A 15,446-nucleotide genomic window follows, 5' to 3' on the forward strand; every position below is an offset into this window, starting at 1 on the left:
AGGTTGCAGCCGATCTACCGCGGGGCCACCGAGACCCCTTCCAGCAGGATGGGCGGCATGGCCATGCTCCCCCGCCATTCAATGTCGCGGCCGAGGCCGGAGATGCGGCTCAGCAATTCGTAGGCATTCCCCGCGACAGCGGCGTCCTTGACGCGGCCCACGATCTCTCCGTCGGTCACGCGATACGCGAGGGCCACCGGATGCGAAAATGCGCCGCCGATGACGTTGCCCTGCCCGACGCCGATCAGCTCATCGACGATCAGCCCGTCCGGGATCCGCGCGACGAGCTCTTCCCACGACAGGTCGCCGGGGGCGGCAACGAGATTGGAGTAGGCGGCCTGCGGTTTGCCGAAGGTGGATCGCCTGGCATGCCCGGTGGCGGGGACGCCGGCGCGAGCCGCCGTCTCCAGGTCGTAAATGAATCCGGCGATCACTCCCGCTCTGACCAGGGGGAAGCGGCGCGTCACGACCCCTTCGTCGTCGATGGCGCGTGAGCCGGGTGCCCCGGCCACCCACGGGTCGTCGACGAGGGAGAGACTCGGGTCGAACGCACGCTCCCCAATCCGGCCTCCCAGCGGCGAGATGCCCTGGAACACCGCTTTCCCCTGGCACGCTTGCCGGAGCGGGAGGAAGAGTGCCGCCGAGCCGGCCGCCGTGAAGAGCACGGGCAATTCGCCCCGCGGAGGCGGCGCGGCTCGCTCCGCCCAGCGCATGCGCCGGCCGATCGACTCCGCCAGCCTGGCGACGACCGGCTCCCCGGGAAGGTCTGCGGCGGCGTGGTAGTCCCCGACCATCAGGATGTCGTCGCCGGAGACCCGCGTGACTTCGGCGGCGAGCAGCACCGTCGTCACGTCGTAGGTCGCCTCGACGCCGCGGCTGTTTGCCACCCGCACCGACCCGGCGCTCCGTTCCACCGTCACGTTCACCTGCCAGCCGTCGTGGGAGAGTCGCTCGAGGAGCGACTGACCCAGCGCCGTCAGGTCAGCGACGGAGGCGGCGGCAGCGGCCGGAGCGTGGGTGCGTACCTCCGGGAGCGGCGCGGGGGCCGGCAAGAGGAATTCAACCGGCTCGCCGATGGCGGCCGACGCCAGCGCAGCCTCCACGACGCTGTCCGGCGTGGCCGCGGTAGAGCCGGCCACCCCAAGGCGACCGCCCGCGAGCACGCGGAGGTTGACGCCCTGCTCCTGCGACCACGAGGTGCTCTTCAGACGGCCCGCCTCGAAGAGGAGTGTGACCGTCTCATCCGTCTTGAGCGTAACGTCGGCGGCCTCTGTGCGAGCCGTGGCGAGCTCGAGGAGACGGACGATCACGACAGGACCCCGCCCACCAGCGCCTCGCTGATCCGGATGTGTGGCGCGCCTTCGGTCACGGGCAACGGGGCCTGCCCCCCCTTGCCGCAACCACCGCCGAGTTCGTTCCACTGGAAGTCCCCGGCGATCCGGTCGATGCGGTCCATGGTCTGGAAGAGATTGCCCGCAATGACGACATCCTTGACCAGTTCGGCGAGCTGGCCGTCGCGAATCATGTAGCCGTGTCCTGCCGTGAACGAGAAGTCCTCGAGAAAGGTCTGCCCCCCCTGGGCGTCACAGGCATAGATGCCGAGCTTGATGTCCTTGAACAAATCGTCGCGCGTCCCGCTGCCATTCGCGATGTAGGTGTTGGTCATCCGCACGATCGGGGGGTGGCGGAAGGAGAGGGCCCGCGCGTTGCCGGTCGGGGCCTCGTTCATCCTGGCGGCGGTTTCGCGCGAATGGAGCCGCCCGACGAGCACCCCGTTCTGGATCAGGACCGTGTTCCGGGTCGGCGTGCCTTCGTCGTCGAACGGGAGCGTGCCGCGCAGGGCGGCGGCGCTCCCGTCGTCTCCAATTGTCAGGTCGGGCCCGCCGAAGCGCCGGCCAAGCGACATCATCTCCCTGGCCTGCGGATTCTCGTAGACGAAGTCCGCCTCGCTCAGGTGCCCGAACGCCTCGTGCACGAAGACCCCTGCCAGCTTCTGGTCGAGCACCACCGGATAGGTGCCGCCCCGCACCCTCGGGGCGCCGAGCAGCGCCACGGCGCGGTCCGCGGCGGACAGGAACTGCGCCTCCCGGCCCTGGACAGCGTCCCAGCCTGAACGACGCCCCAACGACTCGAGCGCCCGCTCGACCGTGCCCTGTTCCCGGGCCACGGACACGGCCGAGAGGGTCACTTCCGGCCGGACCTCCGAGAGCATGGTGCCTTCGGAATTGGCGTACCAGTACTCGACGACCTCGTCGCGGTAGCCGGCCTGGGTATCGACGATCCGGCGATCCCGGCCCAGCATCAGCGCGTTGAGGTCTTGGAGGTGCCGCTTCTTCACGTCGAGCGGAATGCCGCGGACGTCCCCTCCGAGCGGGAGCGTCACGTCCGCCTCGCGCACCGGCACGTCGGCCAGCCGGATCGGCGTGTCGAGCCGCACCGCGAGGGACAGCTCGTGGGCCCGCGCCACCATGGCGGTGAGATGTTCGAGGGAGGTGAAGCTGGCCACGCCCCAGCCGTATCCACGGTTGAGGCATCGGACGAAGCCGCCCTCGTCGGTGGAGACCGTGGCGCCTTCCAGGCGGGGGCCGCGGAAGGTCACCGCCGAAGTCACACTGCGCTCGAGGCGGATTTCAGTGAAGTCAGCCCGGGAGGACTGGATGGCGTCGCGGAGCCGGTTTTTCACGGACGTCGGGCGGCATACTCGGGATGGGGAACCAGTTCGCCGTCCACCACGACTTCACGATCCCAGGGCAGGATGATGAACTTGTCGGTTTCGAAGGCGTGATAGTCCGGCTGGTAGGGGCCGGTCTTGAACGAGACGGCCGTCCTGACCTCCGAGGGCTGGAGCAGGCGCACCTCGCTCAGCGCCACCTTCATCGTGCTCCCGGACTCGCAGGTCTCGTCCACGACCAGCACGCGGCGGCCGCGGATGGTGGCGGGTGGCCCAGCCACCAGCACTGGCGCCTTGCGGCCACTGGGCCGGGAGACCACCATCGAGGCGAATTCCCGCTGCAGGATGGAGGCGACCACGACGCCAGGCATGACACCAGCCTTGGCGATGCCCAGCACCACCTCGGGGTCGAACTCCCGGGCCACCTTCAGGGCGAGCGCCCGACAGACCTCCCCGAAGAAGGCCCAGTCAATTTCCATCACGTCGCGGGTATCGGTCACTGGTGCTTTCGCCATGCTCCAAGCTACCCGGTCGTCCCGGGCCGAGCAACCGCATTGCGACCCCCCAAAATTGGGGCTATCTTGCGAGGACACCACGACTTGAGTCCCTTCTCACCCTGCGTCAAGGATCCGCCGACCGTATGAGCTTCTGGCGTCGGTTGCTCGGCAAGGGCAAGTCCTCCACGCTGCGACCGCAGCGCCTCGATTATCTCAACGAGGCGCTGGCGCTCGAACGGCAGGGGGACTTCGAGGCGGCCCTCACCTCCTACCGGCTGGCGCTGCGCGACAACGCGCAGGACACACGGATTCTCCAGAACATGGCGATCGCGTTCACCAAGACCGGCCAGCCGGATGAGGCCGTCCGGCACTATCGGCGTGCCATCGAGCTGGATCCGGGCCTGGTGGGCGCCCACTACGGGGTGGCGTTCCTCCTGCTGAAACGGGGAGATTCGGCGCAGGCCGCGGAGCACCTGCGCGCGTTCCTGGCGCGGCCGCCCAAAGGACCGGACGCCGAGCGGTGGATCAAGCACGCGGAGGCGGCGCTGGAGGAAGCGGACCGCGCGGCGGCGGAGGGCGCGGAATGAGGCACGGCGTCGCGGTGCTCACGCTGCTGGCGCTGGCGGCCTGCAGCGACCTGAGTTCGAGCGATGACACCGTCATCGCGCTGCAGGTCACGTCCCCCCCGGGCGCCGCCGTCGAGGTGGGCGACACCGTGAGTTACAGCGTCATCGCGCTCAACCGGAACGGCGATGTCGTCCCGGCGGACATCGTCTGGTCGACCCCGGATACCGCCACCATCGCGGTGGACAGCGCGACCGGACTGGTGCTCGGCAAGTTGCCGGGACAGGGCCGGGTGCAGGCCTCCACGGACGGGCTCGTGTCGCCCCTCAACATTCTCACCGTCTACGCATCCCCGGACACGCTGATCCTGGTGCCGCCGGACACGATCGTCGTGGACACCCTGCTGTCGACCGCCACACCACCCCTGGTGGCCCGGCTCGAGGCGTTCAATCCTCCCGCGCCTGTCGCCGGCCGCCCGATCATCTATGAACTGATCGAGCCGGTCTACGCAGATACCGCCAGCGCCGCCCTGGTGTTCGGCAACGGCCAGCTGGCCGACACGGCGCTGACGAACAGCAGTGGGGAACCGACGAACCCCGTCGTGCTGTCCCGGAAGCCCGCGCTGGCGGCGCCGGACAGCGCCATCGTCGAAATTCGCGCCACTCGATACCAAGAGAACCAGCCGGTCCCCGGGTCGGGGCAGCGCTGGATCATTCGTTTCGGCCCGTAGCCGGGAATTTCTGGAGGTACCGTGAACACCGCGCCTCGCACCCTCACCGAGCTCTTCTTCGGGGCCATGGACCGCTCGGCAACACGCCCGGTCGCCCTCCGCGTCAAGCGGGACGGCACCTGGACGGGCCTCAGCTTCGCCGACCTCCTCTCCCAGGTGCACGCCTTTAGTGTCGGCCTCTGTGAAATGGGGGTCCGTGCCGGCGACCGGCTGGCCATTCTCTCCGAGAACCGGCCGGAGTGGGCCATCACAGATTTTGCCTGCCTTGCCGCCCGCTGCGCCGACGTCCCGGTCTATCCCACGCTGCCTGCCCACCAGATCGAGTACATCCTGCGCGATTCCGGCGCCGTCGCGGTCTGTTGTTCGTCGGCCGCGCAGTTGAGCAAGATTCTCGAGATCCAGGGCAACCTGCCGGCGCTCAAGAACGTCATCGTCTTCGACGGCGAGGCCGCGACCGGCGGCGCCATCAGCTTCGAATCGGTCGTCGCCAAGGGTCGGAACGCGCTGGACAAGTACCCCTCGTGGCGCGCCGACGCCCTGGCCGTCAAGCCAGACGACCTCGCCACCATCATCTACACCTCCGGCACCACCGGCGATCCCAAGGGCGTGATGCTCACCCACGGGAACATCACCTCGGACGTGATGGCCGGCCTCGCCGTCCTCGACCTCCGGCAGACCGACGAGTGCCTCTCGTTCCTTCCGCTCTCGCACATTTTCGAGCGGATGGCCGGCCACTACTGCATGACCCAGATGGGCGCCATCATCAACTACGCCACCAGCATCGAGAGCGTCCCCATCGAAATGGGAGAGCTCCGCCCCACGGTGGTCTGCTCGGTGCCCCGCCTGTACGAAAAGATCTACGCCCGCGTCCTCGAAAACGCGATGGCGGGCTCCCCGCTCAAGCAGAAGATCTTCATCTGGGCCAAGCGGATCGGCGAGGCCTGGGCGGAACTGGATATCGAGGGGAAGCCGATCCCGGCCGGGCTCGGCCTGAAGTACGCCGTCGCGCACAAGCTCGTCTTCTCGAAGCTGGTGGCGCGGGTTGGCGGGCGACTCCGCTTCTTCGTCTCCGGCGGCGCGCCACTGTCGGCCGACATTGCCCGCTTCTTCTACGCCGCCGGCCTGCCGATCATGGAGGGCTACGGCCTCACCGAGACCTCCCCCGTCATCACCGTCAACGGCTTCGGGCGCTCGCGCTTCGGGACCGTGGGCAAGCTGGTGCCCGGCGTGGAGGTGAAGATCGCGCCCGACGGTGAGATCCTCACGCGTGGCCCCAACGTGATGAAGGGGTATTACAACAAGCCGGAGGCCACCGCCGAGGTGCTCAGCGCCGACGGGTGGTTCAGCACCGGCGATATCGGCGAGCTCGACGCCGACGGCTACCTGAAGATCACCGACCGGAAGAAGGACATCATCGTGACCGCCGGCGGCAAGAACATCGCGCCGCAGCCGATCGAAAACCTGGTCAAGACCAACCCGATGGTCCTCAACGCGGTGATGATCGGCGACAAGCGCAAGTTCCCGATCATGCTCGTAGTGCCGAACATGGAGAGCGTGCGGAAATGGGCGGAAGCCGAGGGCATGACCGGGCGCACCGACCAGGCGCTACTGGCTGACATCGTGGTGCACAACAAGCTGACCGGGGAGATCAAGAAGACCCTGCGCGAACTCGCGCAATACGAAATGCCGAAGAAGTTCCTCATTCTCGACCGGGACTTCAGCATTGAGACCGGCGAGCTGACCCCGACGCTGAAAGTGAAGCGGCGGGTCGTGGAGAAGATCCACAAGGATCGGATCGAGGAGTTGTATGCTGCCGGAGGCGTGGAAACGGTCTACTAAACGCGCCGCGTCCGCGCCACCCAGACCCCGTCCGCGCTGGCGAGCACTTCGAGCTCCGGCAGGGACGGGGTCTCGCTTTCGCCCACGACCCTGAGGCCCGGCAGCAGGCAGCGCATGGCATCGGCAAGCCACGCGGCGTCCGACGCGAAGCCCGGTCCGAGCACCACCCCGCGGAGGTGGCGGCTCTTCACCGGAAGGCGCGCGGCGTGGGCCAGGCTCACGCCGCGGCCGCTCGCCACTCCCGGCGGGGGGTTCACGGCCAGCACATGGACCCCCTCGGCCTCCGCCGCGAACGCCTCCCAGTGCTCCCCCGCTCCACCCACCATCGCCACATAGCCGCCCGGCCCGCCCAGCCCGAGGAGGGCGGCCATCGCGGGACCGGTGAGTCGATCTGACCGATGCACTTCGGCCGGGGTGGGGATGAACTCGGCGACCCCATCACGAACGGGGTAGACCCTGCCGCAGTCCATGCAGCCAAGCTGGCCGCCCTGGACCTGCCGGTCGACGACCGTGTCAGGAAGGAGCACGAGGACATTCTCCTCGTGCTCCTCGGGACAGCGAAGGATGTCGGTGAGTTCGATGAACATGGACTATGGTCGGAAGACAACCCAGGTGAGCTTGCCTTCCTCCACGGTGACGGTGCGGAAGACCTTCCGCCCGTTGATCTCTGTCCCGACGAGATAGGTGCCCGGGGGCACGTCGCTCACGGCGAAGTTCTCGCCGTAGAGGGGATGGGGATGGTTCTTCGGTCCGTATGTCTCCGCAAATGAATAGGGCGTCTCGGCCGGCTCCGGCTTGATAATGCCGTAGATGCGCGCCTGTTCCACCAACCTCCCGTCGTCGTCCAGCACCTGCCCGGCCACGATGCCGGTCCCGGGGAGCGGCTGGATCCAGAGTTCCGGATTGGTGGTGTATTCCGGATAGCGCTGGAGCGAGTCCACGATCAGCTGGACATCCTCGACCGGGGAAACGTGCACCTCGAGATGGAGATGGTCGTTCGTGGCCCGTCCGGTATTGCCGACCTCGCTGATGACATCCCCGGTGGCCACGCGCTGGCCCAGGGACACCTTCAATGCCGAGTTGTGGTAGTAGACGGAGTAGAGATACTTCGTTCCGTCCGCCTTGAGCACCGAGTCGTGCCGAATTGCCACGGTCAGCGCGCCCGCCTCGGCGGGCCCGGCATACACCACCACCCCACTGCCGATGGCGTGCACCGGCGTGCCGTCGGGATTGTTGAATTCGACGCCCTGATGGGGCTGAAAGTTGCCGCCCATCGTGGAACCATACCGGTACGTCTGGTCGATGTAGCTGTTGTCCTCCAGGGAGATCGGGCGCTCGAACCAGGTGGTCTTCGGGGCGGCAGGCGCCTCCGCCGGACGGGCCAGCCGCCCGGCGCGCTCGTAGCAGGGAGTGGTATCGCTCACTTCACGAATACCGCAGAGGGTGCCCTTCCAGTTGCCGAGGCGGGCGAGCGGCGGGAATCCGGCGTAGCCGCGCTGGGAAATCGACACCGCGCCGTCCGGACTCCTTGTCAGGGCCACCGAGCCGGCCAGCGTGGAGAGGAGAATCCCGGTGCGGGAGCGGGCAATACGTCGGATGTACTCGCTGGGCAGCACGACGAGGGCGCTATCGGCGGGGCCCCGCGCGGCGGGGCCGGTGGCATCGACGTAGGCGGTCCAGTGCTCGCCGGCATCGAGGGTCATCTGCAGCCCGTCCGCCGTGCCGATCCAGACCGAGTTCCCCCGCACCACGATGCCGGCCGGCGCCACGTATTGCCATTCCGGGCCGAGCTCGCTCAGGGTCCAGTTCTTCCAGCTCCGTCCGCCGTCTGTCGACACTCCCCAGCCATTCCCGACCGTTCCGTACCACACCTCGCCACGGGACCCGAACGCGATCGACGCCACGAAATCCCACGAGAGGGATTCCGGGGTCGTGTCGCTCTTGATCTGTTCCCACGCCACGCCACCGGCCGGGAGGACGTAGATGCCGCGACCGTACGTCCCCGCCCAGATTCCGCCGGACGGGTCGCGGACGAGCGTCAGGACATGCACGCCCCAACCGGTCGTGTCGGGGAGCGGAGGGAGGGCGGACTGCGCGGCGAGGATCGCCGGCGTGAGGGCGAGGCTGAGCACCATCCATCGAATACACTTCATGGCGCGCACCGGGATAGGGGTGAAGTGAGTACGTGTCATGCAGGCCCGAGCCGCAGCCAGTCGAGCTCGACATGCGACGGGCGCGTGGCGGCAAAGACGATGGCCGCGGCGACATCCTCGGGCCGGAGCATCTTCGCGCGGGGGGTGAAACCCTCCCGCGAATCGGGATCAACGGCGTCCCATGCCGCGGTGTCGGTCGGGCCCGGCGAAACCAGCGTAAAGCGGACGGCGGTGCCACGATGTTCCGCCAACAACGTTTCGTGCAGGCCGCGCACCCCAAACTTGGCGGCGGCGTAGGCGGCGTTGCCGGGGAAGCCATGGTGGTCGGCGACGGAGCCGACCGTCACGACCCGGCCCCCGCCGCCGGAACGCATCATCGGCACGAACGCCTTGGCCACCAGCCAGGTGCCGCGCAGATTGGCGGCAATTTGCGCGTCGAACTCGGCGGTGGTGGTCTCCTCGAACGGCGCCAGGTGGAAGGCGCCGGCGTTGTTCACCAGCAGGTTGGGTGTCCCCCACTCTGCCCGCACAAGGTCGGCGGCCACCTGCACCTGCGCGGCGTCGGTGACGTCGCAGCGGAGATCAAGGGTGTCCTCGCCGTGCCGGGGGGCGAGGCTGCGCGACATCCGCACCACCCTGGCCCCCTCACGTGCGAGGAGGTCGGCGGTGGCGGCGCCAATGCCGCGAGAGGCTCCCGTCACCACCGCAATCCGTCCCCGGAGCGCGGTCACTCCGACTCCGCCCCGGTTCCGTGGGCGAGCCGCAGGAACTCCGCGCGGGTCTTGGAGTCGCTGGTGAAGATGCCGCGCAACGCACTGGTGACGGTTCGCGAGCGCTGCTTCTCGACCCCCCGCATCATCATGCAGAGATGCGACGCCTCGAGCACGACGCCAACGCCGCGGGGAGCCACCACATCCATGACGGCATTCGCCACCTGGTCGGTGAGGCGCTCCTGGACCTGCAGGCGCCGGGCGAAGACATCGACGATGCGGGGGAGCTTGGACAGGCCGAGGATCCGCCCATCAGGCACATAGGCCACGTGCGCCACCCCGAAGAAGGGCAACAGATGATGCTCACAGAGGGAATAGAATTCGATGTCGCGCACGAGAATCATGCTCTCGTGTGCCTCCTCGAAGAGCGCATCCCCGACCGCGTCCTCGACCGTCAGGCCATAGCCGCGGGTCAGCCAGCGGAGCGACGCCTCCACCCGCTCCGGCGTCTTGACGAGCCCCTGGCGTTCGGGGTCCTCGCCGATGCCGGCCAGGAGGGCGCGGACATGGGGGGCGAGCGGCGTGTCAGCCACCGGTGTACTCGACATAATTCCTCGGGGTTTCCCAGAGCCGGACCCGGTGCAGGGTGCCGGCGGGGAGCACCGGGGCAATCGCCTCCCAGCAGAAGACGGCGATGTTCTCGGCGGACGGGATGTGTTCGCGAAAGTAGGGGATATCAAGGTTCAGGTTGCGATGATCGAGCACGGAACTTACGCGTGTGTCCACGAGTTCCTTCAACACCGCAATGTCGAGGACGTAGCCGGTCTTCGGGTCGATCGGCCCCTCGACGGTCACCTCGAGCTCGTAGTTGTGCCCGTGGTAGTTGGGATTGTTGCACGGCCCGAAGGTGGAGCGGTTCCACTCGTCGGACTCGGCGGGGTTATGGAGGCGGTGGGCCGCGTTGAAGTGGACCCGCCGGGTGACGGCGCAGGACGGCATCGGGATTCCCGAGTGTGGATGACGGAAATTGGGCGAATTGCCGGCGAGGTCAAGCGCCGGGTGGCCCGGAAGCACAAAGCGCCGACGAGGTGCGTCGGCGCCGGGAGGCGGACGATGGTGGGGAGGGTGTCTTGAAGCCCGAAAGAAAGCTGCGGTATCCTCGCCCTGACGTCTGTCTTCCCCCGAGGGGCGTGGCATCAGCCAGAGTATGCGGACCCTATCTACGGACCTGTTGGCTCAAGCACATGGTTCCCCACCACCGCCCGACACTGCTAAGATACGGACCGGTCCCAACCCCGTCAACAACGACGCCGGAGCGCTCCCATGTCGTCCCGCCTTTCGCTGGTCCTCGCCCTCGCCACCCTGGCGCTCTGGTATGTCCTCCTGGTGCCGGTCGGCATCAAGGCGGGCGCGGTCCATCTCCTGCTCGCGACCGGCGTCGTGCTGCTGGTGCGCTGGTGGGCGCTCAGGCCGGAGGCGAAGAAGCAGGGTTAACTCACACGAAGCAGACGAAGCCACGAACACAACATTTCCCGTTCTGGTTGCTCCTTCGTGTACGTCGTGGCTTCGTGTGAGTCACGGACCGGCGAGCAGGTTCAGATTTCCCAGTTTGAGAAGAGCACGCCCGAGACCGGTTGCTCCGAGTACCCGTCCAAGGTCATCCGCAGGTCGGTCCAGTGGCTCTGCCAACCCTCGGCGATAAGCGCGCGATAGGCCTCGCCCTGCGCAGCCTGGCAGCGGATCGTCACCCGCTCCACCCCTTCCTCATCCGCCACCGATTCGACCCCGGACAGCACGGCCAGCAGCGCCGGGAGATCCACCGCCACCAGCTTCAGCACCCGCAGGTCTTCGCGCGGCCGGCTGAGCGCGAGCGGCACCGCATGCCAGACGGCGAAGGCCGCCAGCGCCCCGTCGCGGCGGTAGAGCGTGGTGTCGCCCACGCCGAGGTCCGCCGTGAGGCGGATTTCCCGCGCGAACGAGCGACCGGGGGCCACCCGCCCTGTGAGTTCCGCACACTCCCCGGCGGCGTCCGGCGCGCCATCGCGGGAAAGGCGGGTACACCCGATGGTGGGGCCGGCGCTGGGGGAGCGTGCCAGGGTGATGGTCAGGTGGCCGGGGAGAAAGCCGAGCCGGCTGTAGAAGCCGATGTTCTCGACGGTGCGCGGCATGGTCTCCAGCCCGATGGTCCGTGCGGACTGCGACTTGAGCCAGTCGACGCCGGCGAGGACAATCACCTTGCCGAGGCCCTCGCCCTGGCGGTCGGGGCGCACCGCGAGCGGTCCCATCCACCCCTCGGTCCCGGAGAGGTGCGCGAGATTGAAGGCGACGATGTCGCCGGCGCTGTCGCGCCAGAGCATCGCTCCCTTCCCCGCCGACTCCAGCGCAAACCGCCAGACGTCCTGGTTCAGGTGGGGCACGCGCACCCCCGGCATGCCGTCACGGCGGTAGCGGTCGGTAAAGGCGTTGGAGAAGATCTTGTTCAGGGGCTCGATGTCATCGCCGGTCGGGTGCTCCGGCCCCCGCACGCTCTTGTCACGCCGCCACATCGCGGCCCCCTCCCTCCAGCAGGTCGTCGCTGACCACCGCCACCCGGCGGGCCGGGTCCCGCTCGACGCGAATGATGCGATCGAAGCCTTCCCGCACCGACTCGATATGGGTAATGAGCACCACCTGCGGGAAGCGGTCCGCGAGGCTCCGCAGCAGGACCATCACCGCGCCGCGCCGTTCTTCGTCGAGCGAGCCGAAGATCTCGTCGAGCACCAGGAGGGAGAGCGGCTGTCCCGCCCGCTCGGCAATCATCTGGCTGATGGCAAGCCGCAGCGCCAGGTACGCCACGTCCTCCTCGCCGCCGGAAATGACCGGCTTGGCCTCGCCCTCGTCCACCAGCGTCGGCGTGTAGCTCTCGTCGAGTTCGAGGTCGGTGTAGCGGCCGTTGGTAAGGTCGCGGAGAAAGCTCGACGCCAGTTCCGACAGGTCGGGCCGAAGCTGGGTGTTCAGGTCGGTTCGCAAGTCGGTCAGCGCCCGGTCGAGTTCCTGCGTCACGAGGAATCGTGCCTCCACCCGCTTGACCTCCGCCTCGCGCGCCAGGCGTTCCGTCCGGCGCTGCGCCGCCGCGCGCGCCGCCTCCTCCGCCGTCGCCCGCTCTCCCTTCGCCTCCACCACCTGCAGCTCCGCCCGGCGCCGCTCCTCCTCCGCCGCCGCCACCAGCGCGCGCACCTCCTCGAACGCCGGCTCCGAGAATCCGAGTTCCTGCCGCTGATGCCGAAGCGCCGTAAGGACTTCCTCGCGGACGCTCACCGCCTGCTCCGCAGCCAGGAGTTCCGGCGCCAGGCGGGCGGCGCGCTCCGCGAGCCCCCGGTACCGCTCGGCCTCCAGCGCCTTGGCCTCCAGCGCCTTGAGCTCCTGACGGACCACCTTGTGTCGCTCCGGATCGTAGGTCCCCTCCGCCCCCTTGAGCGACGCCTGCAACTCGGCGAGGATGCGCTCCTGTTGCACCCGCTTCTCCCGAAGCGTGGGGGCCTCCTTCAGCGGCGACTCCAGCCGCCCGACGGCGGCCGCGGCCGCTTCGGCGGCGGCCTCCGCCTTCAGACGCAGCGCCTCCAGCTCCCGGACCTCCGCCGGCTCCGGCTCCAGCTGCGCCACCCGCTTCCGGTAGAAGTTGCCGTTGAACTTCACTTCCTCGACCTGGCGCCCGAGCACTTCGCGCACCGACTCAAAGTCCTCCCCGAGCGGGCGGGAGCAAGTCGGGCACGCTCCTTCCTTCCCCGCCTCGGTGATGCGGTCAAACTGCTCCTGCAGGTCGCGATACTGGTCGCGGAGCGCCAGCAGCTTGGTGCGCGCGTCCTGCAGATCGCGCACCCAGGCCGTGTGCTTCTCTTCCGCCTGCTCCGCCGCCGTCAGCGAGGCGGCACGCGCCGTGGCGGCGGCTCCCCTCGCCGCCTCAAGCTGTTCTGCCGTGGGCAGCGCACCGAGCCGCTGGTCGAGGTCGGCGAGGGTCGCCTTTGCGGCCTCGATCTTCGCGGCAAGTGCAGCCCGGTGCGAGGACGCCGCGTAGAGCTGCTGCAGCGTCTCGTTCTCCGCGCGCAGTCCCGGCAGCGGTGCCAGCTCCTCGCTGAGCGCGACGAGGTTGGTCTGCGCCTGGAGGGCGTCGGCGATCTGTCGGTCGAGATCGCGCGTCCGCTCCTGGGACGTTGTCACCTGGTGCTCAGCGACCCGGATGTCGCCCTCGAGCGACTGCACGCGGGTCCGGAGCTGCTGCATCGTGTCCCACCGGGGTGTCACCTCCGCCAGCCGCGCCACCGCCGTCCGCACCGCCTCCTGCGCCTTCGTGTCCCGTTCGCTCGCCGCCGCCGCCAGGCCCGCGACCCGCTGCTCCTCGGCCTCGAGCGCCCCGGCGTCCAGCAGCCCCGCCTGCAGCGCCTGCAACCGTGCGCGCAGTTCGCTCCGCGTCTCCTTCAACGTCTCCTGGGCCACACGAAGCCGCTCGAAGCCGAGCACCCGGGCGAGGAACTGTGCCCGCTCCGGAGCGCTCATCTTGGCCATGACCATCAGGTCCTTCTGGCCGGTGAAGTAGGTGTTGAAGAACTCGGCCCGGGTCATCCCGAGGAGGTGCGACAATTTCTCGGTGACGGTTCCGAGGCTGTTGGCAATCGGGGCGGGGTCGCCGTCCTGGAAGAGCTCGGCCTGGCTGAGGCTCCGGACTACCCGGAATTCATGGGCACCGAGGGCGAAGTCGAGTTCCACCCGGACCGGCGAGCGGGGGGGGGCGCCGCGGCGGCGAATGGAATCGCGGGTGCCGCGGGCCGCCGGGGTCCCGTACATCGCGAAGGCGATCGCCTCGAGCAGCGTGGACTTGCCGGAACCGTTGGCGCCCACGATGCCGGTCAGGCCGGCGCCGAGGACAAGTTCGGAGTCCTCGTGCTGGCGGAAGTTGACGAGCCGGAGGCGGTGGATCTGCATCAGTCCTCCTCCAGCTCGCGTTCGGCCGACGCCACCAGCTCGACGCCCTCGTTCACGAACGCGGCGCGGTCGATCCCCGCCGGCAACGGCCGTCGACTGAGATAATCCTGCACGATGTCAGGGAGCGTCTGTCGGCGGCCTGGCGCACCGACTCCCGTCACCCGCGTGGGCTCCGGCCGCCGGAGGTCGAGCTGGAAGTGGAGCGCCTTGGCTTTCCAGCTCCGCAGGACGGCGTGATCGAGCTGGCGCCCGACGTGCCGAGGGACGCCGGTCACCACGAGGCGGACCACCTGGTCCTCGATGCCGCCCGAGACCGCGTCAACGCGTGCGGTGATGGCCGCCTGCAGTTCGTCCGGGGCCAGATCGGTGCCGTCGAGCCGGGGGAGGTCGAGCACGCGCCGCGCCGGGACCACCGGCTGTCGCTCGGCGACCCCGGTTTCCAGGTCCACCAGCAGCCAGCCCTTCCCCTGGACCCCCTTTTCCGCCTCGTCGCGCAGCTCTCCCCACGGGTTGGTACTCACGTATTCCAGCGCGCCACAGTACCAGGCCCGCGGGCCGAGCGGAGTCTGGACGTGGTAGTGGCCGAAGGCCACGTAGCTCCACTCCCCAGAACCGAATTCGTCGGGCCGGACGACGGCGCCGCCGTATTCCACCGCGGAACGGTCCGAGGGAAAGACGCCGTCCACCTCACCGTGCGCCACGAGGATCTCGTACCGTGCGCTCCCGTCGGGCTTCAGCGCCGGTCGCTCCGGCTGCACCAAGGCCTCGTGGGGGACGGCGAGGACGCTCAACTCCAGCTGCGGATAGCTGAACCGTCGCGCCTCGTGGGTGGCCACATCCACGCCGAGTTCGTCGAAGAGTCGGAGGATGCTGCCGGTCTCGGTGGATCGCGGCGTGTCGTGATTCCCGGCGATCAGGACAATCGGGGCGTCCGGAAGCCCAGCGCGGAGCCGCTGGAACTGCTGGAAGGCGAAGACGATGGCGGCATTGGTGGGCCGGACGGAATGGAAGAGGTCGCCGGCCACGACGATGACATCGGGGCGCGCGGCCAGGACGCCGTCCACTGCCTGACGAAACGCCATGGCGGTGTCGGCTTCCCGCTGGTTGATGCCGGCGGGGGTCTGCCGATGGTATTGCCGGAATCCGAGATGGAGGTCGGCAAGATGGGCGAGTTTCACAGGTAGGAGAATGCGCCTGACAGGGGCGGGAGGCAAGGTACGGGGAGCTCACGCGAAGACGCGAAGACGCGAAGAATTACCCGACTTCGCCCCATTGTTGGTGGGCGGGGTGGGGACAAACACTTTCGCGGCGTCGCGGCTTCGC

At 68.6% G+C, this 15,446-nt stretch carries 15 protein-coding genes; 4 read left to right on the plus strand and 11 right to left on the minus strand.

Annotated elements, in window-relative coordinates; translation table 11 throughout:
• Positions 1 to 14: 14 nt before the first annotated feature.
• Genes R2910_04340 through R2910_04350 form a run of 3 tightly spaced genes read right to left on the minus strand, consistent with a single transcriptional unit; the run spans position 15 to position 3,186 of the window.
• Entirely contained in the window at positions 15 to 1,310 is a 1,296-nt protein-coding gene (locus tag R2910_04340; GenBank protein ID MEZ4412197.1) for a TldD/PmbA family protein, read from the minus strand.
• A complete protein-coding gene (locus tag R2910_04345) occupies positions 1,307 to 2,683 on the minus strand; it encodes a TldD/PmbA family protein (protein MEZ4412198.1) in 1,377 nt (458 codons plus the stop codon). Before R2910_04345 ends, R2910_04340 begins: the two co-directional genes overlap by 4 nt.
• Positions 2,680 to 3,186 carry a phosphoribosyltransferase family protein gene (locus tag R2910_04350; GenBank protein MEZ4412199.1) on the minus strand — a complete coding sequence of 169 codons (507 nt, stop codon included), beginning with the start codon at positions 3,184 to 3,186 and terminating at the stop codon, positions 2,680 to 2,682. The genes R2910_04345 and R2910_04350 overlap by 4 nt, the downstream gene beginning before the upstream one ends.
• Before the next feature lie 125 nt (positions 3,187 to 3,311).
• Here R2910_04350 and R2910_04355 point away from each other — a divergent pair, with 125 nt between their 5' ends.
• Genes R2910_04355 through R2910_04365 form a run of 3 tightly spaced genes read left to right on the plus strand, consistent with a single transcriptional unit; the run spans position 3,312 to position 6,301 of the window.
• Positions 3,312 to 3,755: a tetratricopeptide repeat protein gene (locus R2910_04355; protein MEZ4412200.1), complete on the plus strand. Its 444-nt coding sequence runs from the start codon at positions 3,312 to 3,314 to the stop codon at positions 3,753 to 3,755.
• Positions 3,752 to 4,462, plus strand: coding sequence for a hypothetical protein (locus R2910_04360; protein ID MEZ4412201.1), 711 nt, complete (start codon positions 3,752 to 3,754; stop codon positions 4,460 to 4,462). Before R2910_04355 ends, R2910_04360 begins: the two co-directional genes overlap by 4 nt.
• A gap of 21 nt (positions 4,463 to 4,483) precedes the next feature.
• Positions 4,484 to 6,301: a long-chain fatty acid--CoA ligase gene (locus tag R2910_04365; GenBank protein ID MEZ4412202.1), complete on the plus strand. Its 1,818-nt coding sequence runs from the start codon at positions 4,484 to 4,486 to the stop codon at positions 6,299 to 6,301.
• On the opposite strand, the gene R2910_04370 is transcribed toward R2910_04365, so the two are convergent.
• From R2910_04370 to R2910_04390, 5 genes are read right to left on the minus strand one after another with little or no spacing between them, the layout of a single operon-like run.
• The gene (locus R2910_04370; GenBank protein MEZ4412203.1) at positions 6,298 to 6,888 is read right to left on the minus strand and encodes a Trm112 family protein; all 591 of its coding nucleotides are present in this window, start codon (positions 6,886 to 6,888) and stop codon (positions 6,298 to 6,300) included. The genes R2910_04365 and R2910_04370 overlap by 4 nt on opposite strands.
• 3 nt (positions 6,889 to 6,891) lie before the next feature.
• A complete protein-coding gene (locus R2910_04375; protein MEZ4412204.1) occupies positions 6,892 to 8,493 on the minus strand; it encodes a peptidoglycan DD-metalloendopeptidase family protein in 1,602 nt (533 codons plus the stop codon).
• A complete protein-coding gene (locus R2910_04380; GenBank protein MEZ4412205.1) occupies positions 8,490 to 9,185 on the minus strand; it encodes an SDR family oxidoreductase in 696 nt (231 codons plus the stop codon). The genes R2910_04375 and R2910_04380 overlap by 4 nt, the downstream gene beginning before the upstream one ends.
• Positions 9,182 to 9,757, minus strand: coding sequence for a GTP cyclohydrolase I FolE (gene folE / locus R2910_04385; GenBank protein MEZ4412206.1), 576 nt, complete (start codon positions 9,755 to 9,757; stop codon positions 9,182 to 9,184). The genes R2910_04380 and folE overlap by 4 nt, the downstream gene beginning before the upstream one ends.
• Positions 9,750 to 10,163 (minus strand): 6-carboxytetrahydropterin synthase, encoded by a 414-nt coding sequence (locus R2910_04390; protein ID MEZ4412207.1) that lies wholly within the window; start codon positions 10,161 to 10,163, stop codon positions 9,750 to 9,752. The genes folE and R2910_04390 overlap by 8 nt, the downstream gene beginning before the upstream one ends.
• 324 nt (positions 10,164 to 10,487) lie before the next feature.
• Here R2910_04390 and R2910_04395 point away from each other — a divergent pair, with 324 nt between their 5' ends.
• Positions 10,488 to 10,658 carry a hypothetical protein gene (locus R2910_04395; protein MEZ4412208.1) on the plus strand — a complete coding sequence of 57 codons (171 nt, stop codon included), beginning with the start codon at positions 10,488 to 10,490 and terminating at the stop codon, positions 10,656 to 10,658.
• 101 nt (positions 10,659 to 10,759) lie between these two features.
• Here the strand turns inward: R2910_04395 and R2910_04400 are convergent, their stop codons facing one another.
• Genes R2910_04400 through R2910_04410 form a run of 3 tightly spaced genes read right to left on the minus strand, consistent with a single transcriptional unit; the run spans position 10,760 to position 15,301 of the window.
• Positions 10,760 to 11,710 carry a GNAT family N-acetyltransferase gene (locus R2910_04400; GenBank protein ID MEZ4412209.1) on the minus strand — a complete coding sequence of 317 codons (951 nt, stop codon included), beginning with the start codon at positions 11,708 to 11,710 and terminating at the stop codon, positions 10,760 to 10,762.
• Positions 11,697 to 14,123, minus strand: a complete 2,427-nt coding sequence (locus R2910_04405) for an SMC family ATPase (GenBank protein ID MEZ4412210.1) — start codon at positions 14,121 to 14,123, stop codon at positions 11,697 to 11,699. The genes R2910_04400 and R2910_04405 overlap by 14 nt, the downstream gene beginning before the upstream one ends.
• Positions 14,123 to 15,301 carry an exonuclease SbcCD subunit D gene (locus tag R2910_04410; GenBank protein ID MEZ4412211.1) on the minus strand — a complete coding sequence of 393 codons (1,179 nt, stop codon included), beginning with the start codon at positions 15,299 to 15,301 and terminating at the stop codon, positions 14,123 to 14,125. Before R2910_04410 ends, R2910_04405 begins: the two co-directional genes overlap by 1 nt.
• Positions 15,302 to 15,446 lie beyond the last annotated feature (145 nt).

Source organism: Gemmatimonadales bacterium (genome assembly GCA_041390145.1).
GTDB lineage: Bacteria > Gemmatimonadota > Gemmatimonadetes > Gemmatimonadales > GWC2-71-9 > SPDF01.